Origin of the sequence: Microbacterium sp. AISO3 (assembly GCF_002204305.1) — a bacterium.
Taxonomy (GTDB): domain Bacteria; phylum Actinomycetota; class Actinomycetes; order Actinomycetales; family Microbacteriaceae; genus Microbacterium; species Microbacterium arborescens.
On record NZ_NHRF01000006.1, the window covers coordinates 201,925 to 218,082 of the forward strand.

The 16,158-nt window shown below is 71.1% G+C and carries 17 protein-coding genes and 1 tRNA gene; 8 read left to right on the forward strand and 10 right to left on the reverse strand.

Annotated features, from left to right (window positions below):
* Positions 1–24 precede the first annotated feature (24 nt).
* Both CBF90_RS10890 and CBF90_RS10895 read right to left on the reverse strand, forming a co-directional pair.
* A complete protein-coding gene (locus tag CBF90_RS10890; RefSeq protein WP_167366996.1) occupies positions 25–690 on the reverse strand; it encodes a response regulator transcription factor in 666 nt (221 codons plus the stop codon).
* Positions 677–1,918 (reverse strand): ATP-binding protein, encoded by a 1,242-nt coding sequence (locus CBF90_RS10895; RefSeq protein WP_023955721.1) that lies wholly within the window; start codon positions 1,916–1,918, stop codon positions 677–679. The genes CBF90_RS10890 and CBF90_RS10895 overlap by 14 nt, the downstream gene beginning before the upstream one ends.
* 114 nt (positions 1,919–2,032) lie before the next feature.
* Between CBF90_RS10895 and CBF90_RS10900 the strand changes: the two genes are divergently transcribed.
* The 3 genes from CBF90_RS10900 (at position 2,033) to CBF90_RS18405 (ending at position 3,983) form a co-directional block, all read left to right on the forward strand.
* On the forward strand, positions 2,033–3,502 hold the full coding sequence (locus CBF90_RS10900; RefSeq protein ID WP_172407823.1) for a PspC domain-containing protein: 1,470 nt from the start codon (positions 2,033–2,035) through the stop codon (positions 3,500–3,502).
* Positions 3,499–3,843 (forward strand): hypothetical protein, encoded by a 345-nt coding sequence (locus tag CBF90_RS10905; protein ID WP_088380591.1) that lies wholly within the window; start codon positions 3,499–3,501, stop codon positions 3,841–3,843. The genes CBF90_RS10900 and CBF90_RS10905 overlap by 4 nt, the downstream gene beginning before the upstream one ends.
* A 64-nt stretch (positions 3,844–3,907) precedes the next feature.
* A tRNA-Met gene (locus tag CBF90_RS18405) sits at positions 3,908–3,983 on the forward strand.
* A gap of 8 nt (positions 3,984–3,991) precedes the next feature.
* Here CBF90_RS18405 and CBF90_RS10910 read toward each other — a convergent pair.
* The 3 genes from CBF90_RS10910 to CBF90_RS10920 all read right to left on the reverse strand — a co-directional run bounded on the left by CBF90_RS10910 (position 3,992) and on the right by CBF90_RS10920 (position 5,946).
* Positions 3,992–4,297, reverse strand: coding sequence for a hypothetical protein (locus CBF90_RS10910; protein WP_023955727.1), 306 nt, complete (start codon positions 4,295–4,297; stop codon positions 3,992–3,994).
* A 44-nt stretch (positions 4,298–4,341) separates the two neighbouring features.
* Positions 4,342–5,481, reverse strand: a complete 1,140-nt coding sequence (locus CBF90_RS10915) for an acyl-CoA desaturase (protein ID WP_052007925.1) — start codon at positions 5,479–5,481, stop codon at positions 4,342–4,344.
* 129 nt (positions 5,482–5,610) lie between these two features.
* Positions 5,611–5,946, reverse strand: coding sequence for an ATP-dependent DNA ligase (locus CBF90_RS10920; RefSeq protein WP_023955733.1), 336 nt, complete (start codon positions 5,944–5,946; stop codon positions 5,611–5,613).
* A gap of 133 nt (positions 5,947–6,079) precedes the next feature.
* Between CBF90_RS10920 and CBF90_RS10925 the strand changes: the two genes are divergently transcribed.
* The 3 genes from CBF90_RS10925 (at position 6,080) to CBF90_RS10935 (ending at position 7,742) form a co-directional block, all read left to right on the forward strand.
* Complete coding sequence (locus CBF90_RS10925; protein WP_023955735.1) at positions 6,080–6,289, forward strand: hypothetical protein; 210 nt, start codon at positions 6,080–6,082, stop codon at positions 6,287–6,289.
* 189 nt (positions 6,290–6,478) lie between these two features.
* On the forward strand, positions 6,479–6,805 hold the full coding sequence (locus tag CBF90_RS10930) for a hypothetical protein (RefSeq protein WP_023955737.1): 327 nt from the start codon (positions 6,479–6,481) through the stop codon (positions 6,803–6,805).
* Between the two features lie 19 nt (positions 6,806–6,824).
* Positions 6,825–7,742, forward strand: coding sequence for a helix-turn-helix transcriptional regulator (locus CBF90_RS10935; protein WP_088380592.1), 918 nt, complete (start codon positions 6,825–6,827; stop codon positions 7,740–7,742).
* 11 nt (positions 7,743–7,753) lie between these two features.
* Here the strand turns inward: CBF90_RS10935 and CBF90_RS10940 are convergent, their stop codons facing one another.
* The 5 genes from CBF90_RS10940 to CBF90_RS10960 all read right to left on the reverse strand — a co-directional run bounded on the left by CBF90_RS10940 (position 7,754) and on the right by CBF90_RS10960 (position 13,688).
* Positions 7,754–8,932 (reverse strand): ATP-binding protein, encoded by a 1,179-nt coding sequence (locus CBF90_RS10940; RefSeq protein WP_088380593.1) that lies wholly within the window; start codon positions 8,930–8,932, stop codon positions 7,754–7,756.
* A gap of 7 nt (positions 8,933–8,939) precedes the next feature.
* Positions 8,940–10,031 carry an ABC transporter permease gene (locus CBF90_RS10945; protein ID WP_071919163.1) on the reverse strand — a complete coding sequence of 364 codons (1,092 nt, stop codon included), beginning with the start codon at positions 10,029–10,031 and terminating at the stop codon, positions 8,940–8,942.
* Positions 10,028–10,969, reverse strand: a complete 942-nt coding sequence (locus CBF90_RS10950; RefSeq protein WP_088380622.1) for an ABC transporter ATP-binding protein — start codon at positions 10,967–10,969, stop codon at positions 10,028–10,030. Before CBF90_RS10950 ends, CBF90_RS10945 begins: the two co-directional genes overlap by 4 nt.
* A gap of 10 nt (positions 10,970–10,979) precedes the next feature.
* Positions 10,980–12,602, reverse strand: coding sequence for a HAMP domain-containing sensor histidine kinase (locus tag CBF90_RS10955; RefSeq protein ID WP_088380594.1), 1,623 nt, complete (start codon positions 12,600–12,602; stop codon positions 10,980–10,982).
* Positions 12,603–12,692: 90 nt separating this feature from the next.
* Entirely contained in the window at positions 12,693–13,688 is a 996-nt protein-coding gene (locus CBF90_RS10960; protein WP_088380595.1) for a glycerophosphodiester phosphodiesterase family protein, read from the reverse strand.
* Between the two features lie 157 nt (positions 13,689–13,845).
* Between CBF90_RS10960 and CBF90_RS10965 the strand changes: the two genes are divergently transcribed.
* Together CBF90_RS10965 and CBF90_RS10970 are read left to right on the forward strand one after the other, a co-directional pair.
* Positions 13,846–14,742, forward strand: coding sequence for a Bax inhibitor-1/YccA family protein (locus CBF90_RS10965; protein WP_172407824.1), 897 nt, complete (start codon positions 13,846–13,848; stop codon positions 14,740–14,742).
* 88 nt (positions 14,743–14,830) lie between these two features.
* Entirely contained in the window at positions 14,831–16,060 is a 1,230-nt protein-coding gene (locus tag CBF90_RS10970; RefSeq protein WP_088380597.1) for an ROK family transcriptional regulator, read from the forward strand.
* Positions 16,061–16,158: the final 98 nt, after the last annotated feature.

Sequence of the window (16,158 nt, forward strand, 5' to 3'; positions counted from 1 at the left end):
GGCCGCCGACACCCGCCCGGCGGCTCAGAGCAGGCGACGGGCCGTCGCCCAGGCGGTCAACTCGTGCCGCGACGACAGCTGCAGTTTGCGCAGCACCGCGGAGACATGCGTCTCGACCGTCTTCACCGAGATGAACAGGTCGGCCGCGACCTCCTTGTAGGCATAGCCGCGCGCGATGAGGCGCATGACCTCCTGCTCGCGCGACGACAGCCGGTCGAGCTCGTCGACCGCCGTCGCCGTCTCGCCCGCCACCGCGCCGAACGCGTCGAGCACGAAACCGGCGAGGCGCGGCGAGAAGACGGCGTCGCCGCCCGCCACCGCCACGACGGCCCGGCTCACCTCGTCACCCGACGACCCCTTGGTGATGTATCCCCGCGCACCGGCTCGGATGACGCGGACGACGTCGTCGGCGGCATCCGACACGCTCAGCGCGAGGAACCGCGCCGGTGTCGGGGCGGTCCGGCCGATCACCTCGGCGCCCCCGGCACGGTCCTCGCCCGACCCGCCGGGAAGATGCACGTCGAGCAGCACGACGTCGGGCTCCGTTCGCGCGATGACCTCGACGGCGGACTCCACGTCGGCCGCCTCGCCGACGACGGCGATCCCGGCGGACAGATCCGCGCGGAGCCCCGACCGGAAGATGGAGTGGTCGTCGACGATGACCACGCGCAGCCGATCAGCCACGCGCATCTCCGGGAGCGCCGACGTGGAGGTGGATCTCGGAGCCGCCCGATGCCGCCGTCCGGACCGTTGCCGATCCCCCGGCGCGCCGCATCCGGCCGATGACCGACTCACGGACGCCCAGCCGATCGTCCGGGATCGCGGTCACGTCGAACCCGGGGCCGCGATCCCGGACGTACACGTCCACCCCGCGGGATCCGCCCTCGATGTAGACCGAGACGTCGCCGCCTGCGTGGCGGGCGGCGTTGAGCATCGCCTCGCGCGCCGCCGCCGCCAGTTCGCCGCTGGCCTGCTCCGCCGACAGCCCGGCCGAGACCACGTCGATCCGCACCGCGTAATCGAGCTCGAGCGCGGCGGCGTAGTCGCGCAGGTCGGTGACGAGATCGCTGTCGGGATGCGCCTCGCCGTCGAAGAGCCAGGCGCGGAGCTCGCGCTCCTGCGCCCGGGCGATGCGGGCGGCCTCGCTCGAGGCGCCCGCCGTGTTCTGGATGAGCGCGAGAGTCTGCAGCACCGAATCATGCAGGTGCGCCGCCATCGCGCTTCGCTGCTCCTCGCGGATGCGCCGCACGCGCTCCCCCGACAGATCACCCCACCGGCTCGCGAGGGCGGACCCGACGAGCGCGATCAGTCCCGCGACGGGAACGGCCAGGGCAGGAAGCGCCACGATCCCGTCGGAGTCGACGCGCGGCAGCATCGCGAGGAGCACGACGAACAGGATGCCGGCCGCGGCGGCCCGCACCGCGACGGTGTGTCGGTCTCCGCGATCGACGTCACGCCGGTCGACGAGCTCCGCCCAGCATCCGGCGGCCGTCGCGAGCACGCTCACGAACGCGACGACGGCGACGAGCGCCGGCGAGAACGACCGTGACGTCCAGGCGTCACGCGCCTCGACGGCCAGCACCGCGACGAGGACCGGCAGTGCGACGGTCGCCGCCGACACACCGATCCACGCCATCGGGGACCGGCGTGTCGGCGCGGCCGGACCCGGCTGCCACGGCACGAGGACCCAGAGCCACAGGTACAGCAGCGGCCCCGCCCCCGCGACGAGCGTCAGGACGACGAACAGCGCACGGATGCTGCCCGCACCGACCCCGAGGTGCCTCGCGAGCCCCGCGCTGACGCCCGAGACGATGCTGTCGCGCGAGCGCTCCAGCGGCGGTCGCGCGCCCGGGCCGATGACCGGTCGCGGGGGCGGAGGTCCCGGGTGCACGGCGGGAGTCGCGAGAGCGGAGGACATGGCCACATCCAATCACTCCGGTCGCGGCGGCACACCGGCGCCGGAGCAGGATCAGGGATGCCTCAGGGCGATCCCCCATATCGTCCGGCACCCCGTTCGCCGCAGGATCGGATCATGACTTCCGCGCCACCCCTCGCCGCCCCGCCGGCTCCCGATCCCACGTCATCGACGGAGGGCGGGTTCTTCCGCTGGGTCGATGCCCTCGGCGTCGCCCGCCGAGACGGGTGGATCGGCGGGGTGTGTGCGGGAACGGCCGCACGATGGGGCATCGACCCCGTCATCGTGCGCGGTCTCGCCGCCGTCGCGACCGTCATCGGTCTCCCCGCCATCGTCGCCTACGCCACCGCCTGGGCGATCCTGCCCGATATGTCGGGGCGTTCCCACGCCGCCGACCTCGAGCGCGGCCGGTTCTCGTACGCTCAGAGCGCGATCCTCGCCGTCGCCATCATCGGCGTGCTCCAGGTCCTCGGCCTGCTCGTCACCGCCGTGGCGCTCGCGACCGGCACGAGCGCCGGAGCCGTCGGGACCGTCCTCGTGGCGCTCGTCCTCGCGGGCGGAACCGTGCTGACGGCCGCCGTCATCGCGCTGCTGGTGCGCAGAGCCCGCCGGGCCCCGCATACCGAGGAGGCCCCAGGCGCGTCGGCCGGCGGGTCCCGCGTGGATGCCGCCGCCGGTGCCGGCCCCCGCGCGGCGGAGGCCGCGGTCGCGCTCACCGAGCCCGCGCCCCCGAGCAACGACGCCCACCCCGACGACCTGGCCGCCTGGCGCAGGCAGCACGCGGCCTGGAAGGAGCGAGATCGCGCCTGGCGTCGCGAGCAGGGCGACGCCGATCGCGCGGCTCGCACCGCCGAGCGGGAGGAGCGCCGCGCCGCCGCCGCAGTGTTCGCGCGCGAGGCGGCGGAGCGTCGCCTCCTTCGCCGCGCCGAGCGCCCGCGCACGAGCATCGCGTTCCTCGCGGTGACGGCCGGCGCTGCCGCCGTCACAGGCACGATCGCTGCGCTCACTGCTTCGGGCGAGGCGGCGGTGGCGCTCGGGCTGTTCGCCGCGACCGCCGTCACCGCGCTCGCCATGATCGTCGCCGGAGCCATCCGCCGGCGGAGCGGCTTCCTCGCCTTCGCGAGCGCGTGCCTGCTCATGGGCGGAGGCCTCGCCCTCGCCGTCTGCGTCGCCGAGGAACTGCACATCGGCGTCTACGAGATCTCGAACGTCTCATCCGATGCCGGGGCGGGGACCTACCGGCAGACGTTCGGCGAGCTCCGCGTCGAGCTGGTCGATGCACCCGATGCGGCGCCGCTGACCATCGAGAAGGGGGCGGGCTCGACCTACGTGACGGTCGCCCCCGGTGTCGAAGTGACGCTGCACGCATCCGTCGGCGACGAGGCGTCGCTGATCCTCTCGGAGGGCGACGCATGGACCGTGCTCACCGACGGACCCGACGCGCGAGACATCGGCGCGAACCGGACCGCGGTCGATGTGACGATCCCCTCCCGAGGCGAGACGACGACGCGTCAATCGGTCGCCCTCGACCAGGAGCGCGGCTACATCGAGATCCGCATCCTCGAACCGAAGGACACCGACCGATGACCGACATCGTCATGACCGAAGACACAGCGTTCCCCTCGCCTCCTGCTCGTCCCCGGGTGCGGTGGGCCGGCATCGTGTGGGGCCTCGCGTTCGCGACGCTCGCCATCGCGGGCATCGTGCTCACCCGGTCATCGGACGCCTACGGCGGGCTGATCGAGTGGGTGACGGCTATCTCGATTCCGACGCTCGTCGCCACGGCGCTGTTGAGCGCGGGCCTCGCGGTCCTCATCGCGGGGATCGCCGGCATGCTGCGGCACGCTCAGCGCTCGCTGGCGGCGCGCCGCGCCACCGGGCCGGGCGCGGACCCCGTCGGCGAGACGGCCGCTCGTCACACGACGTAGCACGACGACTCCGGTCTTCACACCTCTGGCGACCCGGCGGGCCGCCCACGTAGCGTGAGGGCATCGCGGCGATCCGGGTGGTCCCGGGCATCGGCTCATAACCGATCGCGTTGCGGGTTCGACTCCCGCCGTCGCGTCCATTCGGGTCTCAATCCCCATCGAGCGCATCAAGCCGTCGCAGCGCATCCCGCGCCCGGGCGAGACGGTCGGGCTCGGGCTCGTCCCACCAGTACGGGCCGCGCTCCCCCAGGCCGTGCTTGGCGAGGTCCACGCGCTCGCGTGCTGCGGCGACCGCGTCGTCGTCTCCGCGACGCTTCGCAGCTCCCACTGCGGACCGGCCCCGTCCGAGATGGGATGTCAGCGCGGCGACGACATCGTCGGGCAGGGACGGGTCGGTGCGCCGCCAGCGCCGCCCGTCCACGACGAGCCAGCGCTCGGAATCGACATCGGCCACGGACTCAGTATGAGCCGTGGCCGATGTCGACGTGATGCTGCGGATCAGGCGCGACGGAACTCCGCGCGCATGGGGCAGTCGAACGGGTCGCGGGCGGCGAGCCCGACACGGTTGAGGTAGTCGATGACGATGGCGTAGGAGCGCCAGAGTGTGGTCTCGGTGTACGGCACGTTCAGGGCGTCGCACTGGTCCTTGACGATCTCGCGAGCCCGGGCGAGTGCCGGACGCGGCATGTTCGGGAAGAGATGGTGCTCGATCTGGTAGTTGAGACCGCCCATGAGCCACGTCGCCCACCAGCCGCCGCCGATGTTGCGCGAGGTGCGGACCTGCTTGCTGAAGAAGTCGAGCTTCGCGTCGGGCGCGATGATCGCCATGCCCTTGTGGTTCGGCGCGAACGAGGCGCCCATGTACAGCCCGAAGACGGCGACCTGCACCCCGAAGAACGCAAACGCCATGCCGATCGGCAGGAAGATGAACACCGGAGCCACGAAGAGCGCGAACCGCGCCAGGATCAGGGTGATCTCGAGCGCCCGCTTCTTCACCGGGCCGCGACTGACCAGGTGGCGCATCGACAGCGCGTGGAGGTTGAGGCCTTCGAGCAGCAGCAGCGGAAAGAAGAACCAGCCCTGGCGCTGGGTGATGAACCGGCGGATGCCGCGAGCGGTCGCGGCGTCCTCTTCGATGAACGAGATCGTGTCGATCTCGATGTCGGGGTCCTTGCCCACCTTGTTCGGGTTGGAGTGATGCCGGGCGTGCTTCGACGTCCACCACGACAGGCTCATGCCGACGACGCCGACGGCCAGGAAGCGGGCGAGCCGGTCGTTCGCGGGGCCGGAGGCGAGCACCTGACGGTGGTCGGCTTCGTGGGCGAGGAACGCGACCTGCGTGAAGACGATGCCGAGCGCTGCGGCGATGAGCAGCTGGAACCAGCTGTCTCCGAGGAGGACGAAGCCGGTGACGCATCCGCCGATCGCGAGGACGAGGGCGAGGCCGACGAGGCCGTAGAACCACGGCGTGCGGCGAAGAAGACCCGATTCACGGACGACGCGCGAGACATCGGTGAAGGCGTGGGCCATCGGAGGGAAATCGGCTGTTCCGGCATAGGTGGTGCGGACGGGGCCGAGACGCGACTCGACGACGGATGAAGCGATGGGAGCACCTGCTGACTCGTTCGTGACCGGGATGGTCGGGGAGCGGAAGGCGGATGCCGACGGCTGCGGCCCACACTACGGAGCGGTGGATCGCCGCAGCGGTATATGCCCCACTCTCACCGGTGACGCACGGCTGTCGCTCAGGCGGGTTCGACCCGTCGGTCACTCCGAGCCGTCGAGGAACGTGCCGTTACGGGGCGAGTCCGGCGGCTCCGGCACGACGTAGAGCCCCGTCGGGGAGTTGGCGGTGTAGGTCAGTGCCTCGAGCCACGCGCGATTGAGCGACGGCGTCCGGCTGCCGTAGTACTTGAAGACGAGGCCGCAGCCCGGGTGCAGCCACACCGTCGTGCGGCCGTCACCGATGCTGATGTCGTCCTTCCACGTGAGCGTGAACGCCTCGCCGCGCCGCAGCTTCGTCGTGATGACGGTCTGAAGGTGCGCGAGCGTCCGATCCTCGAAATCCGCTCGGATCTGGTTCTCATAGATGAAACGGCCCATCGCGTCTCCTTCCGGTCCGGCCCGAACCTAGTGCCCGCCGCCCACAGCCGGCATCCCCTTGTGCTCGACGCCCGAATCGGTAGTCTCGCCTGACGCGGCGTGCTCGACGCCGCTGCGATGAAGGGGGAATGCCGTGTCCAAGAGAGTCGACGTGTTCTACGGCGGTCGCCCCTACAGCATCGGGGGCCGCAACATCGACGACATCCGCGCCGAGATCGCCGCCGCCCTCGCGCTGGGGCACGGCTGGCTCACCGTCAACGACGGCGAGGGCGTGGCGCTGACGACGGATCTGCTGATCACCCCCGGCGTCGACGTCACCCTCGCCGACATCCCTGGCGAGTGAGCGTGTTACGTACTCGACCGTAAAAGTCAACCCCCTCCCCACTTCCTGACAACTGCCTGAAATCTGCGGTGGCACAGCACGTCTGTGCGCGTCGCGGATCGAGTGCGCGCGGAACGGATTCTTCCTCGCGACCCCCCGAGTCGATCGCGGAAGCTGTTGATCGCGCCGTTGGGCGCGCAAGGAGGAATATTGGGCAGGTTTGTTTACGACGGCAACAATCGCGCCGAGATCGAGGACCGCACGCTCGCACACCTCCAGATGACCATCGGGGCGAAGCTCCGTCGCGGCGAGGCATTCTTCTTCACCTGGAAGGACGACGTCAGCGTCGGCAAGGGCCGCACGACCGTGTGGATGCACGCCGGCGCATCGCTCGTCTTCACCTTCCACGGCAGCCGCACCCCGGCGATCAACCGCGCCTGGCTCGAGGCGCTCATGTACACGGCGAACTCTCCCAGCGGGCTCTACATCGTCCCCGAGCCGGCGGAGTCGGCATCCGACAAGCTCGGTGTTGAATAGTCAGCCCAATCGGCGGGGGTTGCAGACCGACGACCCCGGTCGGGCACAGGAATCGGTCAGCTCGCTGTTCGAGACCCCCGTGTCGCTCGCCGTCGACGGGGTAGCGCCGTTCCGGTACGAGATGGCGGCGCTGGACCACCCGGCCGCCGCCGCAGCCGCCATGCGGTTCACCGGGACGATGCGCTCGGGCACACGGGCTTTTCCGCGTCTCGTGGTGGCGCACGCGGCGCACGGGAACCACCGCTGGCAGATCGGCAGCGAGTCGGGCGACGGCCGGACCCCCTTCATCGTGCCTCCGGACACGGAGTTCGCGGCCGAGTTCGGTCAGCTGCACCTGCGCACCTTCAGCATCACGACCGAGACGCTCGATCACGTGCTCCGGGCGATGCTCGGCGACGACCCACGCCACCTGCAGTTCTCGGGCCTGAACCGCCGGGCCGAGAACCCGAGGCTCGTCGCCGAGACCCTGCGCTTCCTCGAGGCAACCGTGCTGGCCGACGAGAAGGTGGCCGCTTCGCCCCTCATGCGCACCCAGCTGGTGCACCAGGCGGTCGCGTCCCTCGTGACCGCGTTCCCCCTCATCGACCCTGACGACGGGGAACGGCGCCGCCCCACGGCGCGAGCCGTCCGTCGCGCCGTGGCGTTCATGGAGGAGAACGTCAGCAACCCCATCAGCATCAGCGATATCGCGGTGGCATCCGGGACGTCGGTGCGCGCGCTGCAGAGCGCGTTCCACAAGGCGTTCGAGATTCCGCCGAGCACCTACCTGCGCCGCCTGCGGATCGAGGGTGCGCATCGCGAACTGCGCGCGGCGCCTCCCGGATCGACGACCGTCCGGGATGTCGCCCTGCGCTGGGGCTTCGCACACACGGGGCGCTTCGCTCAGCTGTACGCCGCGATGTACGGGGAACACCCGTCGCATACGCTCCGTCGCTGAGGACGGTTCCGTCAGGCGGCCGTCGGATCCGGGATCAGGATCCACACGCGCGCGCCGCCGAGGGGTGAGTCGTCGAGACCGATGCGCCCGCCGTGTGCTTCGATCACACGGCGGCAGGTCGACAGTCCGATGCCGAGCCCTTCGGCGTCGGAGTCGCCGCGCTCCATGAGGGCGAAGACGCGTTCGCGGTCGGCCGGCGGCACACCCGGACCGTTGTCGTCGACGGTGATCCGCCACCCGCCGTGGACGGCATGCGCCCCGACTCGCACCTGCGGAACCCGCCCCGCCGTGGCCGTGAACTTCAGGGCGTTGGCGACGACGTTCTGCAGGACCGCGCGCAGAAGGGTGGGGTCGCCGACGGGGTCGACCTCGAGGGCCTGGCGAATGTCCGCACCCGACGCGGTGATCTGCGCGTCGAGATCCTCGACGACGGCGTGCATGACGGCGTCCAGGTCGACCCGCTTCCGCTGCGGGCTCGCACCGCCGACACGAGCGTAGGAGAGGATGTCGGAGATCATGGCGTTCATGCGGTCGGCCGCCGACTCGGCGCGAGCGAGCACCCGGGCCGCCTCGGGGGCGTTGTCCATGTCGGGACTGTCGATCGCGAGCTCGAGGAAGCCGGTCAGGGCCGTCAGCGGGTTGCGGAGGTCGTGGCTGATCTGCCCCGCGAACCGCGAGAGCTGATCGTTCGACGCGCTGAGCTCGCGACTGATGCGGCGCAGTTCGAGCAGATCGACCACCTGATGCGCGAGGAGGTCGAGCGCCTCGCGAGACGACTCGTCGAGGTCGCCGACCGAGTCGTTGAACACGCAGAGGGTGCCGATGGCGACCCCCGCCGGCGTGATGAGCGGGCTCGAAGCGTAGAACCGCACGTGCGCGATCTCGCCGGTGACGAACGGATTCGCGGCGAAACGCTCGTCGAGTCGCGCGTCGGGCACGACGACCCGGCCGGGGCGCGCGATGACCGCGGCGCACATCGAGTCCTCGCGCGAGCAGACGGCGGGTTCGAAGCCGACGGCGGCGATCTGATGCTGCGAGCGGTCATCGATGATGTTGATGACCGCGGTGTCGACGCCGCAGACCGTTGCGGCCAGGCGGACGATTCCCTGCAGGTCGGGCGCGGGCGCCTCGCCGATCACGTGGTAGGCGTCGATCGCCTCACGGCGGGTGATGTCGAGTTGCGTGATCATGACACTCTTACGCTATCCGCGTTCCGGGCGGCAGGCTCCGCGCCGGCGTCCTCGTCCGCGACCATGCTCCCGCCACCAGCAGACCGGCGACGATCACCTGTCCCCCGAGCCCGACGAACCAGCTCGGCACCGTCCGATCGCGAATCTCCGCGGGGGTCGGGAAGACCTCGTCGAGAGCCGGACGGCACTCGTCGAAGCCGGTCTCGAGATCCGGCGCGATCTGCGCCTGGCGGACCCCCGATGCGATCTGCCCGAACAGGTCGACGGGGTAGCCGGACCGGTCGTATTCGGCAGGGGTCGCGTCGGCGAGGATGACGAAGGGATTGGCCGCGAGCACCCACCAGACGCGATCGAACCGCGGCACGGTGTAGGTCGACTCCTGCGGCTCGCCGCACACCATGCGGGCCGGATCGTTCCAGCACTCGTCCGTGCCGTCGACGCACTGCGGCGACCCGTCGGCGTTGTACATCGCGGGGCGATAGGTCGTCGTCGCCTCGCTCGAGAAGGCGGTCGCGCCGAGGCCGAACGCGATGAGCGTTCCGAAGACGAGTGCGGAGACCACGAGATACGTCGCCGCCACCGAGAAGAGCGGGCGGGCGATGAGGCCACTCAACCCGACGCCGATCGCGGCGATGATGCCGATCTCGATCACGAGGACGGCCAGCGAGACCACCACGACGACGGGGTCCACTCCCCCGGCCAGGGTCGCGATGACGAGGAACGGGGCCGCCACAGCGGCGAAGGCGAGCCCCGTGATCCAGGCGGCGAGGACTTTCCCGAGCAGGATCTCGGAGGTGCGTGCGAGGGTCACCTGGACCGGAGCCAGGGTCGCGGCATCCCGGTCGCCGTTGACGGAGTTGCCGCTCAGTGTCGGTGAGACCAGCACGACGAGCAGCAGCGTGATGATGACGATCGTGGAGTAGATGCCGGCACCGCGCTGGTCCGCTTCGGAGACGATCCCGCCGAAGGCCAGGAATGCGAGCGCCGTCACACCGATGAGCAGCACGGCGAAGATTCCGAGCAGCACGTACCACGACACGGTGCGCACGCGCTGGAGCAGCTCGAGCCGAGCGACGGTCCACAGCCGGGCGATGCTCATGACGCCTCCTTCCCCTCGGCGCCGAGATCGAGGAAGGTGTGCTCGAGCATCCCGGTCGCCGCCGAGAACTCGGCGACCGCGACGCCGGCATCCACCAGCGTCCGCAGCCCCGCGGCCGCCTCATCCTCGGAGGCGAACGGGATCAGCACGTCGCGACGATCGATCGGCACCCGCGCGACATCGAGCCCGAGGGCCGTTGCGACCGGGAGCACCGCGGCATGCGCGTCGAGGTCGGCGACGCGGACCCGCCAGGCGCGGGTGCGGCGCGCGGCGGCGGCGACCCGATCGGGGCTGACGGTCGCGCCGTCGAGGAGGAACACCGCGTCGTCGACGACCTCCTCGAGCTCGGAGAGGATGTGGCTGGATATCAGCACGGTCTTCCCGGCCGCGGCGAAACCGCGCAGGAGCCCGCGCAGGTCGACCCGCGCCTGGGGGTCGAGTCCCGAGGCCGGCTCGTCGAGGAGGAGGACGGACGGGTCGTGCACGAGCGCACGCGCGAGTCCGAGCCGCTGCTTCTGCCCGCGTGAGAGCACGCGAGCGGGCGACCCGGCCAGCCCCGCGAGTCCGACCTGATCCAGAAGCTCTCCCGCGCGGCGAGCCGCGGCGGACGTGTCGAGATCGTAGAGCCGGCCCGTCATCTCCAACGTCTCGCGCACCGTGAGCGACCCCCAGGCCCCGAGGGCATCGGGCATCCATCCCAGCCGCGAGCGGGCCTGCGCGGGGTCGGCGACGGGGTCGATGCCGGCGATCCGGATGCTGCCGGCGTCGGGCTGCAGCAGCGACGCGAGCATCAGCAGCAGCGTCGTCTTGCCGGCGCCGTTGGGGCCCACGAGCCCGGTGACAGCCCCGGCTCGCGCATCCAGGTCGACGCCGCGGACGGCTTCGACCCGCCCGAACGAACGACGGACATCACGGACGCTGATCCCGGCGGTGAGCATGTCCGACACCCTAGGGGACGGCGATGGCGGGATCGAGCGGCGGATCCGAGAGGGGCGCGTCAGCCCGCGGGAGCCGGACGACCGCGGTGGTGCCCCGCTCCGCTCCGGGCAGCAGGCGGATGTCGCCGCCGTGGGCGCGGGCCAGCCCCCTCGCGAGCGAGAGCCCGAGGCCGAGGCCCTGCTCGGCGCTCCGGCGCGACCGGGCGGTGCGATAGAACCGCTCGAAGGCCTGTCGGCGCTCGGCGGGACTCATGCCCGAGCCCGAATCCGCCACGGCGATCGCGACCTCTTCCGGGGCGGTCGTGATCGTCACCGACACCTCGCTGCCGGGAGGTGACGCCTGCCGGGCGTTGCGCAGCAGCTCGGTGATGATCGAGTGCAGATCGCGGGCGCCGATCCTCGCGTGGGTCGGAGCGCCCGACACCAGGACCCTCGCTCCGGGGTCGCCGTCGCCCACATCGTCGACGGCACGCTCGACGACGGCACGGACGTCGCACGACGACGGTCGGGGCGCCACGTCCGCGCGACCGGTCGCGAGCATCAGTTCGACCGTGTGCTCCAGGCGCTCGGCCGCGCGATGGACGGTCTCCCAGCGGTCGCGATGCTCGGGCATCGCCCCGGCGACGGCGAGCTCGGCGTTGCCGAGGATCACCGTGAGCGGGGTGCGCAGCTCGTGACCGACCGTGTCGAGGAAGCGGTCCCGCACGTCGACCGCCTCGACCAGCTCGGTCACGTCCTGAGCCACGACGAGCACTCCGATGGGCTCGCCGCCGAGGGCGATCGGCCGCGCCACGAAGCGCAGTGCCACCTGATCGCCCGGCTGACCGACCCACACGCGACGCGGTTCGGCGAGTTCACCCGAAAGGATGACGTCGCGGAGCCAGGGGCCGAGCCCGACCGGGGTGATCCGGTCTTCCTCGTAGACGAACGTCCGTCCGTCCTGTTCGAGCGAGATCGCGATCCCGGCGCGTCGTGAAAGCGCGCGTGCGGGGGCGTTCGCGAGCAGCACCGCGTCGTCGTCGCCGAAGACGACGATCGCGTCCGGGCTCGTGTCGAGCAGTTGTTGCAGCGCCGCGTCGGTCCGGCTCGACGAGTCGATCGCCTCGGCCATCCGGTGTCTGGCGCGCCTGGCGTTCGTCCGCTGGCGTCCGAGATCGACCGCGACGAAGCGGGTGCCGATCGCGAACATGCCGAGCAGCGCCGGCACCGTCACCAGCGACACCCATTCGCCGAGCCCCGAGGGGACGGCGGGCGACGCGGCAAGAGGAAGCAGCCCCGCGATGACGACTCCGAGCGCCGTGACGAGGGGCGGGAACGCGAATGCGAGCCAGGCTATGGGGAAGATCACGAGCATCCCGGTCACCGGCAGCAGATCGATCGCGCTGCTGCGCAGCGGCGCGCAGGCGAGGATCGACGCGAGCGGCACGATGCACACCCAGACGGTTCCGCGGGTCGGCTTGTCGTGCCAGACCAGCGCCATGGCGATGCAGGCTGCCAGGATGACGCCGACGCCCGCGACATACATCCCGGTGATGCGCGCGGGGTCGACCACCGCGACGGTCGTGGAGATCATCGCGGTCGACGCCCCCATCAGATACTGGGCGTACGGCTGGATCCGGGGTCTGCTGAGCATCGGGCCTCATCCGCGGGCATCCGCTCGCCCGACGACGATCACCCTCCCGATCAGGCGGCTCCGCTGTCAAGTCCGTGACAGTCCGACATGTCAGTGCCCGAAGACCTCGACCCCGACATCAGGGTGGTCGACGAACACGCCGTCGACACCGGATGCGGCCAGTTCACCCCACTCGCCGCGGTAGTCCCCCCACGCGGCCCGCCCGCCGGCTCGTCGGTGGCGGCGGACGAGGAACGCGTTCTCGGGCCGGGCCGTCCACGTGAACACGATCAGCTCGCGCTCATGCGCGGCGCTCACGAGATCATCCCCGTCCGCGCCGCGCGGGGGTTCGAGGATCATCCGCTTGTCGAGGCTCACACCGGCGACGCGTCCGCGGAGAGCGTCGAGTCCCGCCGGCGAGGCCCACTCGCGGTAGCCGCGGGCCCGGCCGCCCTCGGTGGCGACCAGGTCGTATGGTGCGCCGTCGGATTCGAGGAGGAAGATCCGAGTGCCCTCCACCCCGGCGTCGGCGAGGCGGTCGAGGATGGTCAGCTCGAACGACTCGATCCACAGCGGGAGGTCGGCCGCGTCGAGCCGGGCCGCCGCGAGCTCGGCGCCGATGAGCGCGGCGACGTCGAAGCCCGCGCCCGCGAAGAACGTGGCGTGCTTGATCTCCACGACGATGCCGGGTCTGCGCCCCGACGCCTCGGCGAACCTCGCTACCAGATCGAACAGATCCCGCAGCCGCATCATCGGCTCCGCCCCGTCGTTCCGGGCGCTATCGGGCCGAAGCCGCGGGAGTCGCTCGCGGCAGCGCAGCCGCGACAGCTCGTCCCACGTGAAGTCTTCGGCGAACCAGCCCGTGACCTCGATGCCGTCGACCGTCTTCGTTGTGCGTCGCGGCGCGAACTCCGCGTGGTCGGCGACGTCGGTCGTCGAGCCGATCTCGTTCTCATGGCGGATGATCGCGACGCCGTCCCGACTGAAGACGACATCGGGCTCGACGGCATCGGCCCCGCTCTCGAGCGCGAGGAGATAGGACGAGCGCGTGTGCTCGGGACGATACCCGGGCGCACCTCGGTGGCCGATCACGAGCGGGCGGGTCACGGTCCCAGGCTAGGGCCGGGCTCGCCCGGTTTCGCTGAGGGCGATCGGCTTCATGGCCTGCTCACAGCAGGGAACGTACACCGCGGGAACCGGTTCCCGTAGGCTGGGTGAACACGGCATCCAGCTGTGTCGACCCTCGACTTGGAGTGTGAGAGCAGTGGCCCTCAATAACCCCGCATTCGACAATCCCGCGTTCAAGGAGCAGCGGCCGGGTCTGACGCCGCCCGCCGCCCCCGGCATGCAGACCGCTTCGGCGCAGCACGCCGGTGTGGACGTCGCCTCCCAGGCGCAGCTCGAAGGCATGTACGCGGCACCGGCCGCCGGTGCCCGCGAGACCTCCCGCATGACGGTCGAGGACACCGTCGTCAAGACGCTCGGGCTCTTCGCCATCCTGCTGGCCGCGGCCGTCGTCGGCTGGGTCTGGACGCTCTCGCCGGTGACGCGCGACAACCCCGCCCCCACGATGATGCCCTGGATCATCGGTGCGCTCGGCGGCTTCGTCCTGGCGATGGTCGTCACCTTCACCTCGCGCAAGAAGGTCCGCCCCGGCCTGATCTTCGGCTACGCCGCGTTCGAGGGCCTCTTCGTCGGCGGTATCTCCGCCTACTTCGAGTTCATCTGGCAGGGCATCGTCATGCAGGCGACGCTCGCGACGCTCGCCGTCGTCGGCGTGACCCTCGCCCTCTTCGCCAGCGGCAAGGTCCGCGCGTCGGCCAAGGCCACGAAGATCTTCATGATCGCGATGCTCGGCTACCTCGTCTTCTCGCTGCTGAACGTCGGCCTGATGCTCTTCGGCGTGTTCCCGAGCGGCATGATGTTCGGCCTGCACAGCCAGACAGTCGCCGGTATCCCGCTCGGCCTCATCATCGGCGTGCTCGTGGTCATCATGGCCGCGTACTCGCTCGTGCTCGACTTCGACAACATCCAGCGGGGCGTCCGCAACGGCGCGCCCCGTCAGTACGGCTGGGTCGGCGCGTTCGGCATCATGGTGACCGTCGTCTGGCTGTACGTCGAGATCCTCCGCATCATCGCGATCCTGCGCGGCAACAACTGACGCTCCCCCGCGATCCTCGAAGGCCCGTCCGGTTCGCCGGGCGGGCCTTCGTCATGCGCCTGCGCAGTATGGTTCGACGGGAGGAACCATGAGACGCGGCTCGAACCTGCCGGCCGTCGGCACGTACAACCAGACGCTCGTGCTCGACCTGATCCGGCGCTCCCCCGACGGCATCAGCCGCATCGAGCTGGCTGCCTGCACCGGACTCTCCGCGCAGACGCTCAGCAACGTCGCCCGCCGTCTCGTCGCGGAAGGCTGGGTGCGCGAGGGCACTCCCGTCGTCTCGGGTCCCGGCAAGCCCCGCACGCCCCTCCAGCTCGACCCCGCGGCGCGTTGCGCCGTCGGCATCCATCTCGATCCGGCCGTCGAGACGGTCGTGGTCGTCGACCTGCTGGGCCAGGTCGTCGCACAGACCGAGCGCAACCCGCGGCCCGATGCGACACGAGAGCAGATCCTCGGCGACCTCGTGGACACCGTGGAGTCCCTGCTCGCCGAGGGCGGCAGATCACGCGCATCCGTGCTCGGGATCGGCGTCGCAGCGCCCGGCCCGCTCGACGCGGAGGCGGGCGTCCTGTTCGAGCCCCCGCTCCTGCCCCCGGTCTGGCACGACCTCGCCCTGGGGTCGCTGCTGCACGCGGCGACGGGGCTGCCGACGACGGTCGAGAAGGATGTCGTCGCGGCGATGGTGGGCGAGCTCTGGCGGGATGCCGCCCAGGAGCTGCAGGACTCGATCTTCGTGTACTACGGGGCCGGCGTCGGGGCGGGTCTCGCCGTGGACGGGACGCCGATCCGGGGCCGCACGGGCAACGCCGGCGACGTCGCACACCTCGTCGTCGAACCCGGCGGCCCGGCGTGCGGATGCGGTCAGCACGGGTGCCTCGGCGCCGCCATCGCACCCGAGCGGCTGCTCATCGACGCCGGCGTCATCGACGGCGGAGAGCCGGTGGCCGCCTCCGCCCTCCGCGAGCACGTGCGCGATCTCGCCACACGCGCGCAGGGCGGGGACGACCGCGCCGTGGCCGCTGTACGACGCGCGGGGGCGAGCCTCGCGCGGGCCGTCGTGCAGATCAACAACCTGCTCGACGCGGATGTCGTGGTCGTCGGCGGCCCGCTGTGGACGCTGCTCTCGGCGACCGCGGGTCCCGCCCTCGTCGAGGCGGTCGCCTCCAGCACCGAGACGGCGACGGTCCGCGGCATCCGGGTGCTCGAGAGCGGCCTGGCCACCGACGCCGCCGCTGTCGGCGCCGCGTGCCTGGTGCTCGATGCCGCGATGACGCCGCGCCCGACCGACCTCATGATCGCCGGCACGGCGCACTGATCTCGGCGAGAAAGGTCCGGCGAAGCCTTGTCCTTTTATTCCATTTGGTTTAGAAAAGACGTGCGCGCGCACCAGCGCCCTCGTCAAAGCAAAGGAGC